The sequence below is a fragment of the Fortiea contorta PCC 7126 genome, assembly GCF_000332295.1.
Lineage (GTDB): Bacteria > Cyanobacteriota > Cyanobacteriia > Cyanobacteriales > Nostocaceae > Fortiea > Fortiea contorta.
Genome location: NZ_KB235930.1, coordinates 3762036 through 3780723 on the forward strand (window position 1 = coordinate 3762036; position 18688 = coordinate 3780723).

General features: G+C 43.8%; 16 protein-coding genes. 8 read left to right on the forward strand and 8 right to left on the reverse strand.

Annotation, left to right across the window (positions count from 1 at the left end; all coding sequences use genetic code 11):
- Positions 1 to 47: 47 nt before the first annotated feature.
- A complete protein-coding gene (locus MIC7126_RS0117330) occupies positions 48 to 284 on the reverse strand; it encodes a hypothetical protein (protein WP_026100341.1) in 237 nt (78 codons plus the stop codon).
- A 514-nt stretch (positions 285 to 798) separates the two neighbouring features.
- On the opposite strand from MIC7126_RS0117330, the gene lepA reads away from it, so the two are divergent.
- The 4 genes from lepA (at position 799) to MIC7126_RS0117350 (ending at position 5375) form a co-directional block, all read left to right on the forward strand.
- Positions 799 to 2610, forward strand: coding sequence for a translation elongation factor 4 (lepA, locus tag MIC7126_RS0117335; protein WP_017654428.1), 1812 nt, complete (start codon positions 799 to 801; stop codon positions 2608 to 2610).
- A gap of 78 nt (positions 2611 to 2688) precedes the next feature.
- Complete coding sequence (locus tag MIC7126_RS0117340; protein WP_161606848.1) at positions 2689 to 2835, forward strand: hypothetical protein; 147 nt, start codon at positions 2689 to 2691, stop codon at positions 2833 to 2835.
- Positions 2836 to 2953: 118 nt separating this feature from the next.
- Complete coding sequence (locus MIC7126_RS0117345) at positions 2954 to 4144, forward strand: glycosyltransferase family 4 protein (protein ID WP_017654430.1); 1191 nt, start codon at positions 2954 to 2956, stop codon at positions 4142 to 4144.
- 211 nt (positions 4145 to 4355) lie between these two features.
- On the forward strand, positions 4356 to 5375 hold the full coding sequence (locus MIC7126_RS0117350; RefSeq protein ID WP_017654431.1) for a cyanophycinase: 1020 nt from the start codon (positions 4356 to 4358) through the stop codon (positions 5373 to 5375).
- Here the strand turns inward: MIC7126_RS0117350 and MIC7126_RS30560 are convergent.
- From MIC7126_RS30560 to MIC7126_RS0117370, 3 genes are all read right to left on the reverse strand, one after another.
- Entirely contained in the window at positions 5319 to 5654 is a 336-nt protein-coding gene (locus MIC7126_RS30560; RefSeq protein ID WP_154655912.1) for a hypothetical protein, read from the reverse strand. The genes MIC7126_RS0117350 and MIC7126_RS30560 overlap by 57 nt on opposite strands.
- A gap of 157 nt (positions 5655 to 5811) precedes the next feature.
- Complete coding sequence (gene acnB / locus MIC7126_RS0117365; RefSeq protein ID WP_017654434.1) at positions 5812 to 8445, reverse strand: bifunctional aconitate hydratase 2/2-methylisocitrate dehydratase; 2634 nt, start codon at positions 8443 to 8445, stop codon at positions 5812 to 5814.
- A 220-nt stretch (positions 8446 to 8665) separates the two neighbouring features.
- On the reverse strand, positions 8666 to 9568 hold the full coding sequence (locus MIC7126_RS0117370; protein ID WP_017654435.1) for a DUF4351 domain-containing protein: 903 nt from the start codon (positions 9566 to 9568) through the stop codon (positions 8666 to 8668).
- Between the two features lie 282 nt (positions 9569 to 9850).
- On the opposite strand from MIC7126_RS0117370, the gene MIC7126_RS0117375 reads away from it, so the two are divergent.
- From MIC7126_RS0117375 to MIC7126_RS0117390, 4 genes are read left to right on the forward strand one after another with little or no spacing between them, the layout of a single operon-like run.
- A complete protein-coding gene (locus MIC7126_RS0117375) occupies positions 9851 to 10171 on the forward strand; it encodes a 2Fe-2S iron-sulfur cluster-binding protein (protein ID WP_017654436.1) in 321 nt (106 codons plus the stop codon).
- A 53-nt stretch (positions 10172 to 10224) separates the two neighbouring features.
- Positions 10225 to 10413: a hypothetical protein gene (locus tag MIC7126_RS0117380; protein ID WP_017654437.1), complete on the forward strand. Its 189-nt coding sequence runs from the start codon at positions 10225 to 10227 to the stop codon at positions 10411 to 10413.
- Positions 10410 to 11498, forward strand: a complete 1089-nt coding sequence (locus MIC7126_RS0117385; protein ID WP_017654438.1) for a DUF3326 domain-containing protein — start codon at positions 10410 to 10412, stop codon at positions 11496 to 11498. Before MIC7126_RS0117380 ends, MIC7126_RS0117385 begins: the two co-directional genes overlap by 4 nt.
- A 53-nt stretch (positions 11499 to 11551) precedes the next feature.
- A complete protein-coding gene (locus MIC7126_RS0117390) occupies positions 11552 to 12136 on the forward strand; it encodes a CPBP family intramembrane glutamic endopeptidase (RefSeq protein WP_017654439.1) in 585 nt (194 codons plus the stop codon).
- A gap of 186 nt (positions 12137 to 12322) precedes the next feature.
- Here the strand turns inward: MIC7126_RS0117390 and MIC7126_RS0117395 are convergent, their stop codons facing one another.
- The 4 genes from MIC7126_RS0117395 to MIC7126_RS0117410 form a co-directional block, all read right to left on the reverse strand.
- Positions 12323 to 13714: a PP2C family protein-serine/threonine phosphatase gene (locus tag MIC7126_RS0117395; protein ID WP_017654440.1), complete on the reverse strand. Its 1392-nt coding sequence runs from the start codon at positions 13712 to 13714 to the stop codon at positions 12323 to 12325.
- Between the two features lie 1285 nt (positions 13715 to 14999).
- On the reverse strand, positions 15000 to 16640 hold the full coding sequence (gene ftsY / locus MIC7126_RS0117400) for a signal recognition particle-docking protein FtsY (protein ID WP_017654441.1): 1641 nt from the start codon (positions 16638 to 16640) through the stop codon (positions 15000 to 15002).
- A gap of 106 nt (positions 16641 to 16746) precedes the next feature.
- Complete coding sequence (gene nusB / locus MIC7126_RS0117405; protein WP_017654442.1) at positions 16747 to 17376, reverse strand: transcription antitermination factor NusB; 630 nt, start codon at positions 17374 to 17376, stop codon at positions 16747 to 16749.
- A 121-nt stretch (positions 17377 to 17497) separates the two neighbouring features.
- Positions 17498 to 18271 carry a DUF502 domain-containing protein gene (locus MIC7126_RS0117410; RefSeq protein ID WP_017654443.1) on the reverse strand — a complete coding sequence of 258 codons (774 nt, stop codon included), beginning with the start codon at positions 18269 to 18271 and terminating at the stop codon, positions 17498 to 17500.
- Between the last annotated feature and the right edge of the window lie 417 nt (positions 18272 to 18688).

Genomic DNA, 18688 nt, shown 5'->3' on the forward strand with positions numbered 1-18688 from the left:
AAGATTTTACATGTTTTTTATTTTGCATTTATCATTTATTTATAAAATCAATCATTCCATTCGCCTCTAGCGGGAACGGGCGTGCGCTTGGGAGAGCGTGTCAGTTCATCATCTCTGGGAACTTCACCCCGTAACCATTGACGAATTGCTACTTCGATCACTTTACTAGGATCATTGGTTAGGTGCTGAATTTGCTCCACTAACTCAGAATCCAGGTGAACTGCAATTTCTACCTTGTCAGCGTGTCTATTTTCCGCATCGGTAGATTTTTCTTTCATATTCATAGGTTTTTATGCTCAGAATTTTTTTGTCAACAACTTTGTAAAGCAGTTTTCTTCTCATTTCGGGTTATTTCACTGACAAATGTAAAATTTATAGTTACATGTTTCCCCGAAATCCCACCAAATTAATAGTTTCCGGTAGCAAGTGATAATTATTATAGAACTTACTAGACAACACTCTCTAGAAGTTTTGTCAGCCAACAGGTGCAAAGCGGACGATGAAAAATAGCCACCGCCTGTAAAAACCCGACGATGTACTTATATACACTTATTGTACGCTGTTGGTTGATCAATACCAGCAACCAAAATATAGACTTTTATTGATTCTTAAAGGAATAGGGCTAGAGAAGTGGGGAAGGATAAATTCTTTTTCTTTCCACACTACCCAAACTCCCTGATCTTTCAACGCCCCATACCCAATCAAAACACTATGCAGCGTCCTGAGCTAAGAAAGCATTAAAATACATGAAGTAAATAGCTTTATTAACCTTGGTTGCTGCTTCAGCAAAGATAGTATATGACTGACGTTCCCGCAGTTCGCATTCGCAATTTCTGTATTATTGCCCACATCGACCACGGGAAATCAACCCTAGCTGATCGCTTACTACAAGCGACTGGTACGGTTGATGACCGACAGATGAAGGAACAGTTTCTCGACAATATGGATTTGGAACGGGAGCGCGGCATTACAATTAAGCTGCAGGCTGCCCGGATGAATTACACAGCCAAAGATGGTCAGCAATATGTGCTGAATTTAATTGATACGCCGGGACATGTGGATTTCTCTTATGAAGTGTCGCGTTCTCTGGCTGCTTGTGAGGGGGCGCTGTTGGTTGTAGATGCGTCCCAAGGCGTAGAAGCGCAGACTTTGGCGAATGTGTATTTGGCGCTGGAGCATAATTTAGAAATTATCCCAGTGTTAAATAAAATTGATTTGCCAGGTGCAGAACCAGACCGAGTAGTTGGGGAAATTGAAGAAATTATCGGTTTAGATTGTAGTGGAGCGATTCTCGCGTCGGCGAAAGAGGGGATTGGGATTGATCAGATTTTAGAAGCAATTGTAGAACGAGTTCCCCCAGCGCCGAATACGGTAAATGAGCGTTTGCGGGCATTGATTTTTGACAGCTATTATGATAGTTACCGGGGAGTGATTGTCTATTTTCGCGTGATGGATGGTACGGTGAAAAAAGGCGATCGCATTTATTTGATGGCGTCTGAGAAAGAATATGAAATTGATGAGTTAGGGGTACTTTCTCCCACTCAGAAGCAGGTGGAAGAACTTCACGCCGGAGAAGTAGGCTATTTGGGCGCAGCAATTAAAGCTGTGGCTGATGCGCGGGTTGGGGACACAATCACTCTCGCCAATGCGAAAGCTCCAGAACCGCTACCTGGTTACACCGAAGCTAACCCGATGGTGTTTTGCGGGATGTTCCCCATCGACGCTGATCAATTTGAAGATTTGCGGGAAGCGTTGCAAAAACTGGAACTCAATGATGCGGCGCTACATTATGAACCGGAAACTTCTAGCGCGATGGGGTTTGGTTTCCGTTGCGGGTTCTTGGGTCTGCTACACATGGAAATTGTCCAGGAACGGTTGGAGCGGGAGTATAATCTAGATTTGATTATTACTGCGCCTTCTGTGGTGTATAAGGTCATCACTATCAAGGGCGAGGAATTGTATATCGATAATCCTAGCCATTTACCTGCACCCAATGACCGAGAAAGAATTGAGGAGCCTTACGTCCAAGTAGAAATGATTACACCGGAAATTTACGTCGGAACGTTGATGGAATTGTCACAAAACCGACGCGGTGTATTCAAGGATATGAAATATCTCACCCAAGGACGCACTACACTGACTTATGAGTTACCTTTGGCTGAGGTGGTGACTGACTTTTTTGACCAGATGAAATCGCGATCGCGTGGTTATGCAAGTATGGAATATCACCTGATCGGTTATCGGGAAAATCCTCTGGTGAAGCTGGATATTATGATTAACGGTGATCCGGTCGATTCTTTGGCGATGATTGTCCACCGTGATAAAGCTTACAATGTTGGGCGGTCAATGGCTGAGAAGTTGAAAGAGTTGATTCCCCGTCACCAGTTTAAGGTACCCATTCAAGCTTCTATCGGTAGCAAAGTCATCGCCAGTGAACATATTCCGGCTTTGCGGAAAGATGTGTTAGCCAAGTGTTATGGCGGTGATATCAGCCGCAAGAAGAAACTTTTGCAGAAACAAGCTAAGGGTAAAAAGCGGATGAAGTCTGTGGGGACGGTGGATGTTCCCCAGGAGGCGTTTATGGCCGTATTAAAGCTGGATCAAAGTTGATTTTTTTCAACGCAAAGTAGCGCGGAGTTTTTTTGCGTGGGACGAGTTTTTAAATTGGTAGGGGAGGGTAAGGAGGAGATGATCTCTTTACCCTTTTTGCTGAGGGAGGTGATGGGAGAAAACATTCTTCCCTTGGCTTGGTTTACCAGTTATGATTTTGGGTTACAAGTTAACGCTGATTTTTCGTTGATTGAGAGTTTTTCATCCCTAATCTTTAGTCCCTAGTCGAGCTTTGGCGAAAAGCTGACAATTTTAGTAAACATATTTACTGTGAACAGCATCCCTGTATTTTTAGATAGATGTAGTTTTGTAGCTTTTGATAAAGCATCGGAGAGTTGAGTCCATGAAGATACTGGTACTGAGTTGGGAATTCCCGCCGAGGATAGTTGGTGGAATTGCTCGTCATGTGGCGGAGTTGTACCCAGAGGTGGTGAAGCTGGGACATGAAGTCCATTTGATTACAACTGAGTTTGGTCAAGCTTCGATGTATGAGGTGGTGGAGGGAGTCCACATACATCGAGTACCGGTAGCTGCTGGTCAGGACTTTTTCCACTGGGTGGTAAATTTGAATAGCAGCATGGGTCATCACGGTGGAAAGTTGATTATGGAGGAAGGGCCGTTTGATTTAATCCATGCCCATGATTGGTTGGTGGGAGATGCGGCGATCGCTCTCAAGCATAATTTTAAGATACCACTGATTGCCACAATTCACGCTACTGAATACGGGCGTTATAACGGTATTCATACTGATACTCAAGGTTATATTCATCGTAAAGAGGAATGGTTGGTTTACAATTCTTGGCGAGTGATTGTCTGTAGTGAATATATGCGCGGGGAGGTGGGACGGGCGTTACACAGTCCTGGGGATAAAATTGATGTGATTTATAACGGAATTCGCCCGGAAAAGAAACAACACCACGAAGATTTTCACGCGCAGGATTTTCGCCGCCGTTTTGCAGAAGACAATGAAAAAATTGTCTATTATGTGGGGCGGATGACTTATGAAAAGGGTGTGACTTTATTGCTGAATGCTGCGCCCAAGGTGCTTTGGGAAATGGGCGGTCATGTGAAATTTGTGATTGTTGGTGGTGGGAATACTGACAATCTCAAGCGTCAAGCCTGGGATTTGGGTATTTGGCACAAGTGTTATTTTACAGGTTTTCTCTCGGATGAATATTTAGATAAATTCCAAACTGTGGCTGATTGCGCGGTGTTTCCTAGTTTGTATGAACCTTTTGGGATTGTGGCTTTAGAAAGCTTTGCTTCTCGCGTTCCCGTGGTGGTTTCTAATACGGGTGGGTTTCCGGAAGTTGTCCAACACACCAAAACAGGCGTTGTCACTTGGGTAAATAATCCCGACTCTATCGCTTGGGGAATTTTAGAAGTGTTGAAAAACCCCGGTTATCGCCAATGGTTAGTAGATAATGCTTATGAAGATTTACAGTGTCGCTTCTGTTGGACAAAATTAGCGCAACAAACCGTAGCTGTTTATGAGCGAGTTGCGAAAGAGAGGAAGCAAGTCTTGTGGTTTTAATTTTTAGCCTGACGCAAAAGTACATCTATTAAGGTCAAAAGTCAAGGATTTTTGCACCGCCAACAACCTTGACCAATAATTAATGACACAGAAAAATGTTCACTCTGCGTTATTTTTGCGTTAAAAAACACAACACACTCTGTACGCTGGGAACTATACTCCTTCTGGTGAGAAAGTTAGCAATATTTGCAGTTTGCGCCAGAAGATGAGTATGACAAAGGCATTCCCAAAGATTGCAAAGTGTTGGAAGACTGTAACAAACAGGTTGTCTAAAATCAGAGACTACCTCGCATCCTATCTAATAGTAGAATCAACACCCCGTTTGGCAGAAAAAACTGTTCATCTTCCATCCTCCTTCACTGGCCCTGTTCTCAGCTTAGGTGGCGGTGGCCCTGATGTCGAGGAAGCTATTCAGTGGATGATTAACCAAGTCAGGGGATGTACTAACTGCTCTACTAAAATAGATGTTGTCGTCATTCGCGCGGCTGGTGACTATGAATATAATCGGGTGATTAGCGCCATGAAGGGTGTAGAGTCTGTGCAGACGTTTGTCGTTAGCAACAGACAAGAAGCCAATAAAGCAGAGATTGTGGAAAAGGTGAGAAATGCAGGAGTAATTTTCTTTGCTGGTGGTGATCAGTGTAAATATATCCGCAACTGGAAAGGTACTAAGCTAGAAACTGCTGTGAAGACGGTCTACGCTAGAGGCGGTGGCATTGGTGGTACCAGTGCGGGTGCTATGATCCAAAGCGAATATGTTTATGATGCTTGTGATTCTTCGGAAAAAGGCATTGAAACCAGAGACGCACTTGCAGATCCCTACCGCGATATTACTTTTACTTACAATTTTTTCAAATGGCACTATTTGCAAGGTACAATCGTTGACACGCACTTTGATCGGCGGGAAAGAATGGGAAGAATTATGGCTTTCATCGCCCGTCAAATTAAAGAAGGTGTTGCTAGTAGTGTTTTAGGCATCGCCGTTAGCGAAAGTACTTCCTTGGTGATTGATAAAAATGGTTTGGCGAGGGTGATTGGTAGAGGTGCTGTATACTTCGTACTGGGTGATCATCCTCCCGAAGTTTGCGAACCCCGCATTCCTTTGACTTTTTCTAACTACAAAATTTGGAAAATTCGCAGTGGCGATACTTTCAATCTGCGAAATCGACCAACATCAGGATACTATCTCAGAAATGTGAAGCGGGGAAGGATTGATTACAATCCCTATTGAGAGATGAGGGGATGGGGAGGTGGGGAGGTGGGGGGATGGGGAGTGTGGGGAGTGTGGGAGGTGTGGGAGGAGGGGGAAGAGGGGGAGGTGTGTGGGAAGCTTTGGGTTCTGAGCAGGATGTTTTGAGTTTTGAAATTCAAGTTTCAGGCTCAAAGGCTCACACTTGAGGCTCAAAGGCTGACGCTTGAGGTTCAAAGGCTGACGCTTGAGGTTCAAAGGCTGACGCTTGAGGTTCAAAGGCTGACGCTTGAGGCTCAAAGGCTGACGCTTGAGGCTCAAAAAGGCTCACACTTGAGGCTCAAAGGCTCACACTTGAGGTTCAAAGGCTGACACTTGAGGTTCAAAGGCTGACGCTTGAGGTTTTAACTCTCCCCCACCTCCCCATCACCCCATCACCCCATCCCCCCACCTCCCCATCACCCCATCCCCCAATAACCTACCTCACACCCGTCGGTATTTCTTCCAAAGAAATCACCCGTCCTTCATCTGCAAAACCGGCGATTTGATCGAAATTCAAATACCGATATAAATCATCAGCAAAAGGATTAAGTTTTTGCCCAACAATCTCCAGATATTCTGATACCGTAGGAATGCGTCCCAACAACGCACAAACTGCAGCTAATTCTGCAGAACCAAGATACACTCTTGCATCTTTGCCCATGCGATTATTGAAGTTGCGGGTGGAAGTAGAAAATACTGTTGTACCATCAGCAACTCGCGCCTGATTCCCCATACACAAACTACATCCTGGCATTTCGGTTCGCGCGCCAGCAGCCCCAAAAATACCATAGATACCTTCTTCTTTGAGTTGATGTTCATCCATGCGGGTTGGAGGTGCTATCCACAAACGAGTTTTCACAGCACCCGCACCTTCCAAAACTTTCGCTGTTGCGCGATAATGACCGATATTCGTCATACAAGAACCGACGAACACTTCTTGCACTGGATCGTTAGCGACTTCTGATAACAATTTCACATTATCAGGGTCATTGGGAGCCGCGACAATTGGTTCTGTGATTGTGTTTAAATCAATTTCAATGATTTGTGCATACTCTGCATCTGCATCTGCTGCTAATAGCACAGGATTTGCTAACCATTCCTCCATTTTGGCGACGCGACGGAGAATGGTACGGGCATCATGATAATCCCGTGCTACCATGTTATTCAACAGTGCGACATTAGAGCGGAGATATTCGCAAATTGTCTCTACACTCAGCTTAATTGTTGAACCTGCACAAGACCTTTCTGCAGTTGCATCGGCGAGTTCAAAGGCTTGTTCTACTTTCAAATCTGGTAAGCCTTCAATTTCTAAAATTCGCCCTGAAAAAACATTTTTCTTGTTCTCTTTGGCGACTGTTAATAAACCTTTTTGGATTGCTACATACGGAATGGCGTTAACCACATCTCGCAACGTTATACCCGGTTGCAATTCCCCTGTGAATCTTACCAAAACTGATTCTGGCATATCCAAAGGCATGACACCCAACGCCCCAGCAAAAGCTACTAAACCCGAACCTGCGGGGAAAGAAATTCCTAGGGGAAAGCGAGTGTGAGAGTCGCCACCTGTGCCTACGGTATCTGGTAGTAGCATCCGGTTCAACCACGAGTGAATGATACCATCTCCAGGACGCAGGGCGATGCCACCACGAGCTGAGAAAAAGTCTGGTAGTTCGTGATGAGTTTTGATGTCTACTGGTTTGGGATAAGCAGCAGTATGACAGAAAGTTTGCAGGACTAAATCTGCACTAAAACCTAAACAAGCGAGTTCTTTTAATTCGTCGCGGGTCATGGGGCCTGTGGTATCTTGAGAACCAACGGTAGTGATGATGGGTTCGCAAGCTGTACCAGGACGCACACCAACTAAACCGCAGGCTTTACCCACCATTTTTTGCGCTAGGGTGTAGCCTTTGGCTGTATCTTGGGGTGGTTGGGGACGGATGAAAACATCGCTTGGTGCTAAACCGAGTGCTTGACGGGTTTTGTCGGTGAGGGTACGCCCAATTAATAGGGGAATCCGTCCCCCGGCGCGGACTTCATCTAAGATAGTATCGGGTTTGAGGGTGAAGGTGGTAATAATTTCTCCAGCATCGTTTGTGATTTCGCCTTTGTAAGGATGGATGGTAATCACCATACCAGTTTCCATCTGGGTGACATCACACTCAATTGGCAAAGCACCTGCATCTTCTGCTGTGTTGAAAAAGATGGGAGCGATCGCACTACCTAATATATAACCCCCAGCGCGTTTGTTGGGCACAAAGGGAATATCATTGCCCATATGCCACAATACTGAGTTGATGGCAGATTTGCGGGACGAACCAGTACCCACTACATCCCCGACATAAGCCACGGGATGTCCTTTTTTCTTTAACTGGGCGATGGTTTCTAAGCTTCCCGGTTGCCTTGACTCTAACATCGCTAAGGCGTGTAGGGGAATATCCGGGCGGGTTGTGGCTTGTTGCGCTGGCGATAAATCGTCGGTGTTAGTTTCGCCAGGAACTTTAAATACGGTGACGGTGATAGCTGCTGGTACTGTTGGTTTCCTGGTAAACCATTCAGCTTCTGCCCAGGAATCAACTACCTGCTTGGCGAAAGGATTGGTTTTAGATAATTCTAAAACATCATGGTAAGCATCATACACCAAGAGGATTTTGCTCAGGGCGTTAGCAGCGTAGGCGGCGATGGGTTCTTTACCTTGTCCCCCCATCACCAAGGGAGTTTCAGAAGAGTCTGAGAGGGAGACTGTCGGTAATTGCAACAATTCAATTAAGGATTGTACATTGTAGCCGCCTACCATTGTTCCCAGTAATTCCACTGCTGCGATGGGGGAAACTAAAGGGCTGGTGATTTCTTCTTTAGCAATCGCCGTCAGGAATCCAGCTTTGACATAAGCCGCTTCATCAACACCAGGGGGAATGCGCTCGCGCAATAAATGCAACAATGTATCCTCTTCCCCTACTGGTGGATTCTTCAGTAATTCGCACAATTGTGATGTTTGCTGTGCATCCAATGGTAAGGCGGGAATACCGAGTTGAGCGCGTTCCACAACATTTTGGCGGTATTTTTCTAGCATTTCGTGTTCTCCATTGGGATGTTCTTCTTTTAATTATGAAATATTTTTAGGCAATAATTGACTATCAAAGGCGAGCCTATTTTTTTGACTAAAAACTTCACTGATAATCTGTTCTCGTAGTGTTTTTTATACTGAAAGTATAGTTTTTATAAACCAAATACTTTATTTAACGGTGCGTTAAATGTTGCCATAACACACCGTTAAATTGATAAATTATCTCTTATTTTTGGTCTAGCCAAGTTTCTAAATCACTAATACTAGAAAAATCTAGCAATGCTTCTCCTAGATTCTCTAATTGTTCAATCGATAATCTTTTAATTCGCTCGACTAATGATGGATCAAGCTCACCAACACGGCGATTAAGTAGACGCAGTATTAAGTCTTGCTCTCCCTCTTGTCGTCCTTCTTGTCGTCCTTCTTGTTTGGCTTGTTCTCTGTTTCTTTGATACAGTGGTTCTAGTCGCATAATTAACTCCCGATCATCTGCTTCTATTTCTTGATTTACTCTCAAATTTTCGCGTAAGTTGTAAACTAATTCGAGTGTTGTTGTTTGGTATGGATGATTTAATGGTAACGCTTGCAACTCAACAATTGCTTGTGACTGTACACTTCCTCTACCCAACAGCCTCAACCATAAAGTTTCTGGTGTGAGCGGGAGTTGGTGTATAGCCACAATTGCTGTTCGCAAAGCCTCTGGTAGAAAATGTACTCCTGATAACCAACCTGCTTTTTCCAAAGTTCCGAAGCTAGATAATTTGGTTTCAGATGCAGTTGGAGTTAGAATCCACAGTCTAGGAATTTCTGAGTCTTGAAGTTTGGTTTTATTAGCTTTGGCTTCTCGCCGCAATAAAGCTTTGACTTCTAATAATTTTAGAATACAATCACATACCTCATCGCTGGAAGCTGGATTGCGGAATGGTTCTATTATCGCCGGGTTTTCAACAAATCTTCCTAGCAAGCCCAGTATTTCTAAATTACTATTTTGCTGTTTAGCAGGAGTAAATAAAACATCTATTTCTTTAATTTCTCCGGCAATTTTTTCAGATGCCTTAACTTCTCCGTAATCTTTTAATAATTCTTCCAGATAGTCCTTGGCAAATTTATCATGTATAAAGCGTGTCATTTAATTCGGTATTTTTGATTTGAAATTTTGGTGTTTCTTTGAATTTCCAGGAAAATTCTTCGCTGGTATACAGCATGTGTAAGTTTTGGTGCCATATTAATTATTGCTACATTTAGTCTAGTTGTCAGTTATGGGGTTGGGTGGAGCGTACCGCTAAAGCGGAACCTGCAGGGTAGCGCAACCCAATCTACAAAATCTTTATTAATTAACCATATCTACGATAGTTTTACCCAATTCAGATATAATGTTGAATTTGACCGTTACATCAAGTCGCCTTCGCATATGTCCAAAACTTACACCGTTGAGATTCACCACCAAGGCACAATCCATAATCTGCAGGTTTCTGAAGATGAAACTATTTTATCGGTTGCTGATCATCTAGGTTTAGAGTTGCCTAGTTCTTGTCATGCAGGTGTTTGTACAACTTGCGCTGGTCAAATCATGACTGGTACTGTGGATCAAACTGATGGTATGGGTGTTAGTCCCGAATTACAAAAACAAGGTTATGTATTACTTTGTGTGGCTAAACCTCGTTCAGATTTGAAAATTGTTACGGAAAAAGAAGACTCACTTTATCAATTGCAATTTGGCAAGGATAATTAATCAGCGAACAATTAACTAATTCTCAACACAAAAAAACAACAAAAATAACTACCATGACAACCCATTTTATCACTGCAGAAATTGACATCCAATCTACTTCCACAGATTTACAAAAAGCGATTGAGGTAGAGTTGAAAAAACAAGGTGAACCCCTACGCTGGGCTGTCACTGCTGTGGATGAAGAACAGCAAAAAGCTACTGTAGAAGCTGTTGTCACTTTGACATCTGCCAAAGTCGAGTGAATCAACATCCTTATACTGCTATTCTCATTGTACCAACAGGCATTGGGGCAGCGATTGGCGGTTACGCTGGAGATGCTTTACCGGTCGCAAAAGTGATTGCTGAAGTTTGCGATCGCCTGATTACTCACCCCAATGTCCTCAATGGTGCCAGCTTATACTGGAACCTCCCCAATGCTTTCTATGTTGAAGGGTACGGACTTGACAAATTTGCTGCTGGATGCTGGGGTTTACGTCCTGTACACAGCAACAAAATTGGTTTGCTTTTAGACCAAGGCATAGAGCCAGAATTACGGCTGCGACACCTACAAGCAGCCGATGCCGCTAGAGCTACCCTAGGGTTAACCTTAACAGATTACGTAATTACCGATGCACCATTAGGAGTAGAATTACGTATGTCGTCTACGGGTGCAAGTTGGGGAACAATCGGCAACCCAGATAGTTTATTGAGAGCAGCTGAGGTATTAATTCAACAAGCGGGAGCGGAGGCGATCGCAGTTGTTGCCCGTTTCCCTGAAGATATGGATGAACAAGCAGTACAAAACTATCGCCACGGTAAAGGTGTTGACCCCCTAGCCGGTGCAGAAGCAGTCATCAGTCATTTAATTGTGCGAACCTTCCACATCCCCTGCGCCCATTCACCCGCCCTAGCAGCTGCACCCCCAGACCCGGATTTATCACCCCGTTCAGCGGCTGAAGAATTAGGTTATACTTTTTTACCAAGCGTCTTGGTTGGACTCAGCCGCGCGCCGCAGTTTATCATTGAGAAGGGATTAGTAGCATCTCGACTGGAAGATATTTGGGTAGACCAAGTTGATGCAGCGATCGCACCTGCAACTGCTTGTGGTAGCAGTGCCTTGTTAAGTTTAAATCAAACCCAGTGTCAAATCATCACAGTAACGGAAAACAGAACTCAAATTCAAGTACCTGCCCACTCATTGGGGATAAAATCTATCAATGTCAACTCATATTTAGAAGCAGTAGGCTTATTAGTCGCAAACAAAGCAGGTGTAAATCCATCTTCCCTTAGTTGTGGACTATCTTCTTTACAAAGGATTAAGGATGAAAGAAGAAGTTTTGTCTTCTGATCTCAAAGTTTCATCCTTCATCCTTCATCCTTCATCCTTCATCCAGAGTATTTGTGGTTGAACAACAAAAACAAGAACCAGAAGTTCCTCTACTGACGCGCGTCCAAGTTTTGGTAGCGATGGGAACAACTGCAATCTTTTTGTGGATTATCGCCAAAATATGGCTCCGTTTTGGAGATTTTTCTTTATTTTTTTGGCGCTGGAACAGCAGAGATTTCCTCTTCGGCTTAGGGTTGGGGCTAATCATCACAGCCTTGAGTGGTTTAGCTTATCGCTTTTATAGTCCATACCGCAAAAGTGCGGATTATTACCTAGAATTAGTACTCAAACCTTTAGCTCTACCAGACATAATCTGGCTGGGATTGCTACCGGGTTTGAGTGAAGAATTACTATTTCGTGGTGTGATGCTACCAGCTTTAGGAGCAGATATGGTAGCCGTGATTGTCTCCAGTTTTTGCTTCGGCGTCTTACATCTCAGCGGTGCTCAACAATGGGCTTATGTGATGTGGGCAACTATAGTGGGCTTAATGTTGGGCTATGGTGCTCTGTTAACTGGTAATTTGTTGGTGCCAATTGTTGCTCATATTCTGACGAATTTGATTTCTAGTTATTTGTGGAAAATGCGTCAGCAGAATTAAATGGGCTTGGGGAAGCCGCTACTACTTCAAATGCTCACAAGGAACAATAAAAATATCTCTTTTCCTAATCCCTAATCCCTAATCCCTGTTTCCTGTTCCCTGTTCCCTAATCTCTAATCCCTAATCCCTAATCCCTAATCCCTAATCCCTGTTTCCTGTTCCCTAATCCCTATTTTCAAAACAGGTCTATTGAATTTGCAAAACGACTAGTGTCATATCATCAGTATTGTGTCGATCAGCACCGATAAATTGCTGAACTTGGTCAAACAGGTAATCTACAATCTCTTGTGGGCCGTTACAATATTTGCAGGCTGTATTGAAAGAAGTCACAAAATTTTCTTCATCAAAGCGATCGCCACTAGCCGCCGCCGCATCAGTTAAACCATCTGTATAATAAATAACTGTATCCCCAGGCTCTAGTTGAGCTTGGGCGTCCTCATATTGGCTATTAACATCCAAGCCAATTAACATTCCCAAAGTATCCAACCTACTCACAGTTTTTGTCGCTGCGTGCCACCACAAAGGCGGATTATGAGCAGCATTGCTATAAGATAAAATTTTTGTATCAGGATTATATTCTGAATAAAACAGCGTCACAAAACGGTGGGAATTTTCCAAATCTGCATACATCACTCGATTTAAATTCTGTAGAATTCTCGACGGAGAATTACCATGTAATATCTCACCTCGCAGCATTCCGCGCATCATCGTCATAATCAATCCAGCGGGGACACCCTTACCCATCACGTCCCCAATCACCAAACCCAAAGGGCCTTGTTCCACAGCACCTTTGTTGTGTGGCTGAATCTGATTGTGGTTGGTGAGGAAAAAATCATAATAGTCGCCGCCAACACGATTAGCTTGCTTACAACGCGCAGCCAAAACTGCACCAGGAATAGTGGGACATTGACGCGGTAGGAGTCGCCTCTGAATTTCGGCGCCAATTTCTAATTCTTGATCTAAACGTTCTTTTTTCCGTAACTCTACTGCTAATTCATCATTATCGATCGCTACTGCCGTTTGGTCTGCCACTAGCCGGACTAATTTCTGTCTGGTTTCTGTCCAACTATATTCAGGGTCGCGGCTCAAAACATACAGCCACCCTCTTTCTGTGTGCTTGACTCGAATAGCCGTACCGAAAATTTGCACATCAGGGCCCAAGTGTCTGTGCATCTGCGCGTCCAAAATCCCCGTAGCGGTTGCTAAAGGAGCGGTATTGGGCACAAGTGTAATTTGACTGCTAGCGGTTTCTAATGCTTTGCGGATATTCTTGCGCTGGCGACTATCTTGCCAATGTAGCTGCTCTAACCTAACTTGACCATTGGGTTTGTAGAGAAATAAAGCACTACCATCCGCGTCTGTGACTCTCGTCGCCATCAGCGGTATCAGCTCTAAAAATTGATTTAAATTATTAAAGCTTCTGAGGGCAAATCCGAGAGAACTGAGCAAATCTTGAATTTTGTTCTGTTCTCGGTGCAGCCTTGCCACGAGTTCCTTGAGTGCCACGACAGGAGTGACATCGGTCGCCGCACTATTATTACTGTCGGTGGGTTGAGAGGGCAGTTGAGACACAGGCACAGTTACTATTGCACTTTAAATAAACAGATAGGCAAATTTTCCATTGCTGATCAGAACAGACTACAAAAAAATGCCCAGCCGTATTCAGAAATTATTCTTGTGGTTGCCAAGCTGTGAGTCGGACAGATGGACATGTTTTTCTGTACATAGTTCTTAATCTTTGAGTTTTGGCATTGCTAAACCATATTGGACAAGATTTGTGACTTTAGCAAGAGTGAAAAGACGTAAGACTTAAATTTTATAAGTATTGTATTTCCTTATAAAATTTCTTGCTAAATGTAGGAGTTTAGACTTAGGTATTGGTCATCGGCGAATAATTCATATAAAACAGTAATTGTCGTCATTTGCCACAAAGCCTTCCATTATTTCATAACTTAATTATTCAGTCATATATCTTTAGGAATAAACTTAGTTGCAACCACACAAGTATAAGTTATATTGCTGAAGTTACACTGAGGGATAAGAGTCATCTTATTGAGAGCTAACACCTTGACTGGACTTAGTTTTGAGTCAATTATACTCAAAAATATAACTTGGTATTATCTGTATCTGAGGGGTCTGAGGTTCTGGGGGACTGGGGGTGCATTTAAGATGGAAAAAAGGGTCGTATTTTCATCTTCAAATCTAAAAATTTACACATCCAAGGCTCTAGATGAGACGCAAAAAAGTACTATTAGCTAATAATACAAAATTCAGATTTTCTCTACACTGAATCTGAGACTAGAAAATTTAAAACAAACTACTGTAGTTAAAAAATCATATATCGCCTGCCAAATTTTCCTAGATAATAGTGATTATTTTGATAACAAAGAGTGCGGCTCCAGCTAAATTACATCAATTCACTGTTTTAACACAGCAATTTTGATGTCTAACTACAAGCCGTAGATGTGGCTCTGCTTACACCTGTGTTAAGAGGAGCACCACTGCTATGAGTCGGGAAACTTCCCCGGAGGTCGAGCCTCGCTGTATGAAAATAGCTCCAAAGGAAAAACCTCTGTAAATTTTCTGTACAGTGGTAGATGTACCGTCTTCATAAGGCTACTTCGCCGCTAGAGACTAATCTTTGCTCAAACCAATAAACCTGCTGATACATTTAGACAACCTGTTTGGATGTATAAAAAATACAGCATTAGAATGGAATTTTAGCAAACGTTGTCCATTCTTGGTGGCAAAATGACTATTTTAGGACAGATATTTTTGCCAGGATTCGACAGCAAGATCCCCGACTTCTTAGAGAGGTCGGGGATCTAACCGCCTAACATCTCAGAACCAAGGAAACGCACCATTAACCATTCAACAGTGCTTCGACAAACTCATAGCTGGAAAACGGGCGTAGGTCTTCAATTCCTTCGCCAGCGCCAATAAAACGAATTGGCAAACCTAGCTGCTGGACAACAGCAAGGGCGACGCCGCCTTTAGCTGTACCGTCTAGCTTGGTTAAGACTACACCGCTCAGTTGGGCTGCTTGGGAAAAAGCCTCGGCTTGTCGCAATCCATTTTGACCAAGAGTAGAGTCTAGAACCAACAGTGACTCTACTTTAGCGCTCGGCGCGTTTTTGTCAATAATTCGGCGAATTTTACTGAGTTCATCCATTAAGTTTTTCTTATTTTGCAGTCGCCCAGCAGTATCGACTAGTAATAATTCAGTTTGTCTGGCTTGGGCTGCAGCGATCGCATCAAACACCACAGCTGCTGGGTCAGTATTTTTGCCAGGATTCGAGATTACTTCTACACCACTGCGTGTGCCCCAAACCTTGACTTGCTCGACAGCAGCGGCGCGGAAAGTGTCTGCCGCACCAATCAGGCATTTGTACCCTGATTTTTGAGCTAGGTGAGCAATTTTACCAATGGTTGTAGTTTTCCCAGCGCCATTCACCCCAGTGATCAACCAAATATTCAAGGTTTCTTTTTCTGGAGTAAAGCTGGTTGAGTGGGATTTATTCACTGGACTATCCAGCATATCCCGAATAATTTGTTTGAGGTAAGCGATCGCCTCTTCTGGCGCGGTAACTTCTTGGCGGAGTTTTTGCTGCAGAGAACTGATAATCTTGTCTGTAGCCTCGACACCAACATCTGCTTGCAAGAGCAATGCTTCAATTTCTGCAACAGCTGCTTGATTCAGCGGCCCTTGACCAACAATTGCTTTGAGTTGGTTAAGAATATTACGACGGGTTTTATCTAACCCTTGGCGGAGCTTTTTCAGCCATGTAATTTCTTCCATCGATACGTCTTCTGCACGCCGACCTTGGGCGGCTAAGACTTCGGCTGACCACAAAAACCCTTCATCGAAGTCTAGCCCTGGAACTTCCTCTGTGGGCTGCGGTGCGGTGGTAGCAGTTGCTGGCGCTACTTGTGCTGGTTCTGGAACTTCGATCGCACTGGCGATCAATCTTTCCTGTTTTGCTTGCTGTTCTGCGGCTGCTCGCTCTAAAAACGATAGGCTGGCTGGGGGCTGCTGCGTTTGCTCATTTTCTGTGACTTCTGGGGTAAAGGCGGCGGGCGCTTCTACAGTTTCCGCAACCGTATCTATACCAGATTCTGCCTCAGTGTTTGTGAGGTCAGCCATAGCGTCTAATTCTGAAGTTTCTGTGGCTTGCGTATTTTCTTCCAGTTGATCCGCTGCTAAAACTTGCTCGGTTGCAGCCTCTGCTGGTGATATTTCAATTTCTGTGCTCTGTGTTTCTACGGCGGCTGGCGCTTGCTCCTCAACTAAATCAGGTACAGTTTCTGCAACTTGAGACTGCTGTTTTTGCTGAATATTTTGATAAGCTGCTTTCGCAAACGCTAACAAATCTGCCCCTGTTTCTGGTGCTGTTTCTGAAGGCTCTGGTTGGGGTTCTGGTGAAGGAGGAGTTTCTCCCTGTTTTTGGTCTGAGGGAGTTTCGGAGGAATCGTTGTGTTGACGACGGAACCAATTAAAAACCATTGCAGCTAAGGATATTAGTTGTTCTTCAAGTATGGATTAATTACGTCTGTCGTTGGTCATTTTTCGTCTCCCCCTACTTGCTCATTTCCTATCCCCAGGTGCAACCCTAGGCGGTCTTTTTTTGCTCTGTGACTCGGCGCAGAACACCATTAATAAACCGATGTCCTTCATCTCCACTGTAGCGTTTGGCTAGTTCTACAGCTTCGTTGATGGCTACACTATCTGGTATTTTGAGAAATAGCATTTCTGCAACGGCAATTCGCAAAATATCTCGATCGATTTGAGCTAGGCGAGTTACTTGCCAATCTACCAAAGCGGCAGAAATTTGTTGATCAATCAGATGATGCTCGTCGCTGACTGTTCTGACAATTTGGATGGCGTATTTGCTGACTATTTTGTCTTGATTTGCTAGTTGAATCAATTCTGGGAATTCCACTGCTGCGCCGAGTTGATTGATTGCGGTTTGGGTGTAGGCGATCGCTTCTGTGAGCATTGTTCTGGCAGTATTAATATCTGCAGCGCGAGTTTGGCTACTCAAAACGCGATCTTGACTACGTTGCAGTTCACCGGCGGCGTTATCTAGGGTATCTTGTACTTCTGATCTCAGGGTGCGGACTGCTGCTAGTACTAGCTTGGGTAGTTGTTCTTCTGTCAATTTTTTGGGGCTGACTGGTAACTGGCTCAGGCTTAAAAGCGCCAGTTCACGGGCGATTTGTTGGGGCTTACGGTCTTGCATAAAAGTTAGTGTGTATGTATGAATATTGACTAAACGAGCAGAATGTGTTTAGCAGTTGATTGATTGTTGCGTGGTCAGACAACCATATTATCTATTTGCTGGCAACATTGCCTGACTGATTTTAAATTTCTTCTGTGGGGATGATTTGCGGGGCGATTTCTTTGTGTTGTGTCGCCAAGGAAGATTCTTGGGGAATCATGGCGGTTGATGGGGTGGAATTTGGGGAGACAATCCCGCCAGAAACGACGATTTTAAAGGCGTCTTCTATGGGCATAGACAAGTTTACTACTTCGTCTTCTGGAACTACGGCATACCAGCCGGTAGTAGGGTTGGGGGTGGTGGGAATAAACACACTCAGCATCGGGCGCGACATGTGGTTTTGAATTTCCGTGCTAATCGCACCTGTAACGAAACCGATTGCCCAAATTCCCGGTCTAGGATACTCTACTAAAACGACGCGCCGGAATTTGTTATGAGAGTCTTTGAGTAGCGTTTCTAACAGTTGCTTGAGGGTTTTGTATACCTGTCCTGCCAAAGGAATCGCCTGTAAAAATCGTTCACCAAAATCTAACAACCAACGCCCAGCAATATTTCTGGCCATCAAACCAATCAACAAAATACTCAGCAGTGGTACTGCTAATCCCACTGTTAAATTAAGTATATTTATTAGGACAGGATGTAGCCCTTCAAAAGGATTTAGTTGTTTGGGAATTTTCGTGAGAAAGTTGATTACCCAAATAGCAATGGTAATGGTCAGCCAGATGGTAGTTGCTAGGGGAATCAATACTAATAAGCCCGCAATCAGGTCATTTTTTAAGTCCTGTTTGAGGCGATTGATGATCAAGTCCCGATCATTTTTGTTGGCGTTAGTAGGACTGTTGTGGTTAGTGTTCATATCCGCAGATGCATCAAATTAATAAGACATGATTTTAGGTGAATCTGAATCTGAACTGTATTTATCCGTAAAAATCAAGCTAATTTGTGCATTTTGATACACATTGAGCAAAATAGCGATCGCTTTATCTCAGAGAATTTACTTTTCTTTACTAAAATTGTAAACTGTCTTTACCAGTTTATGAAGTCATTTATGGCGCAATACGATTCAGTTAAGAAAGTTCCTCTGTGGAGGTAAGGGAACAGAGAACAGGGAACAAAAGCGAAAAAATCGGCTTATCTCAACTGTATTGATTTATAGCGGAGAACAGGGAACGGGCTTGAAGATATGCGGAGCTTATCGCCGAGGTACGCAGCAGAAAGTATGAGCACCGGAAGCTGGCGCCCAAAACTTTTCGAGACAGAGGTTTTTTAAAAA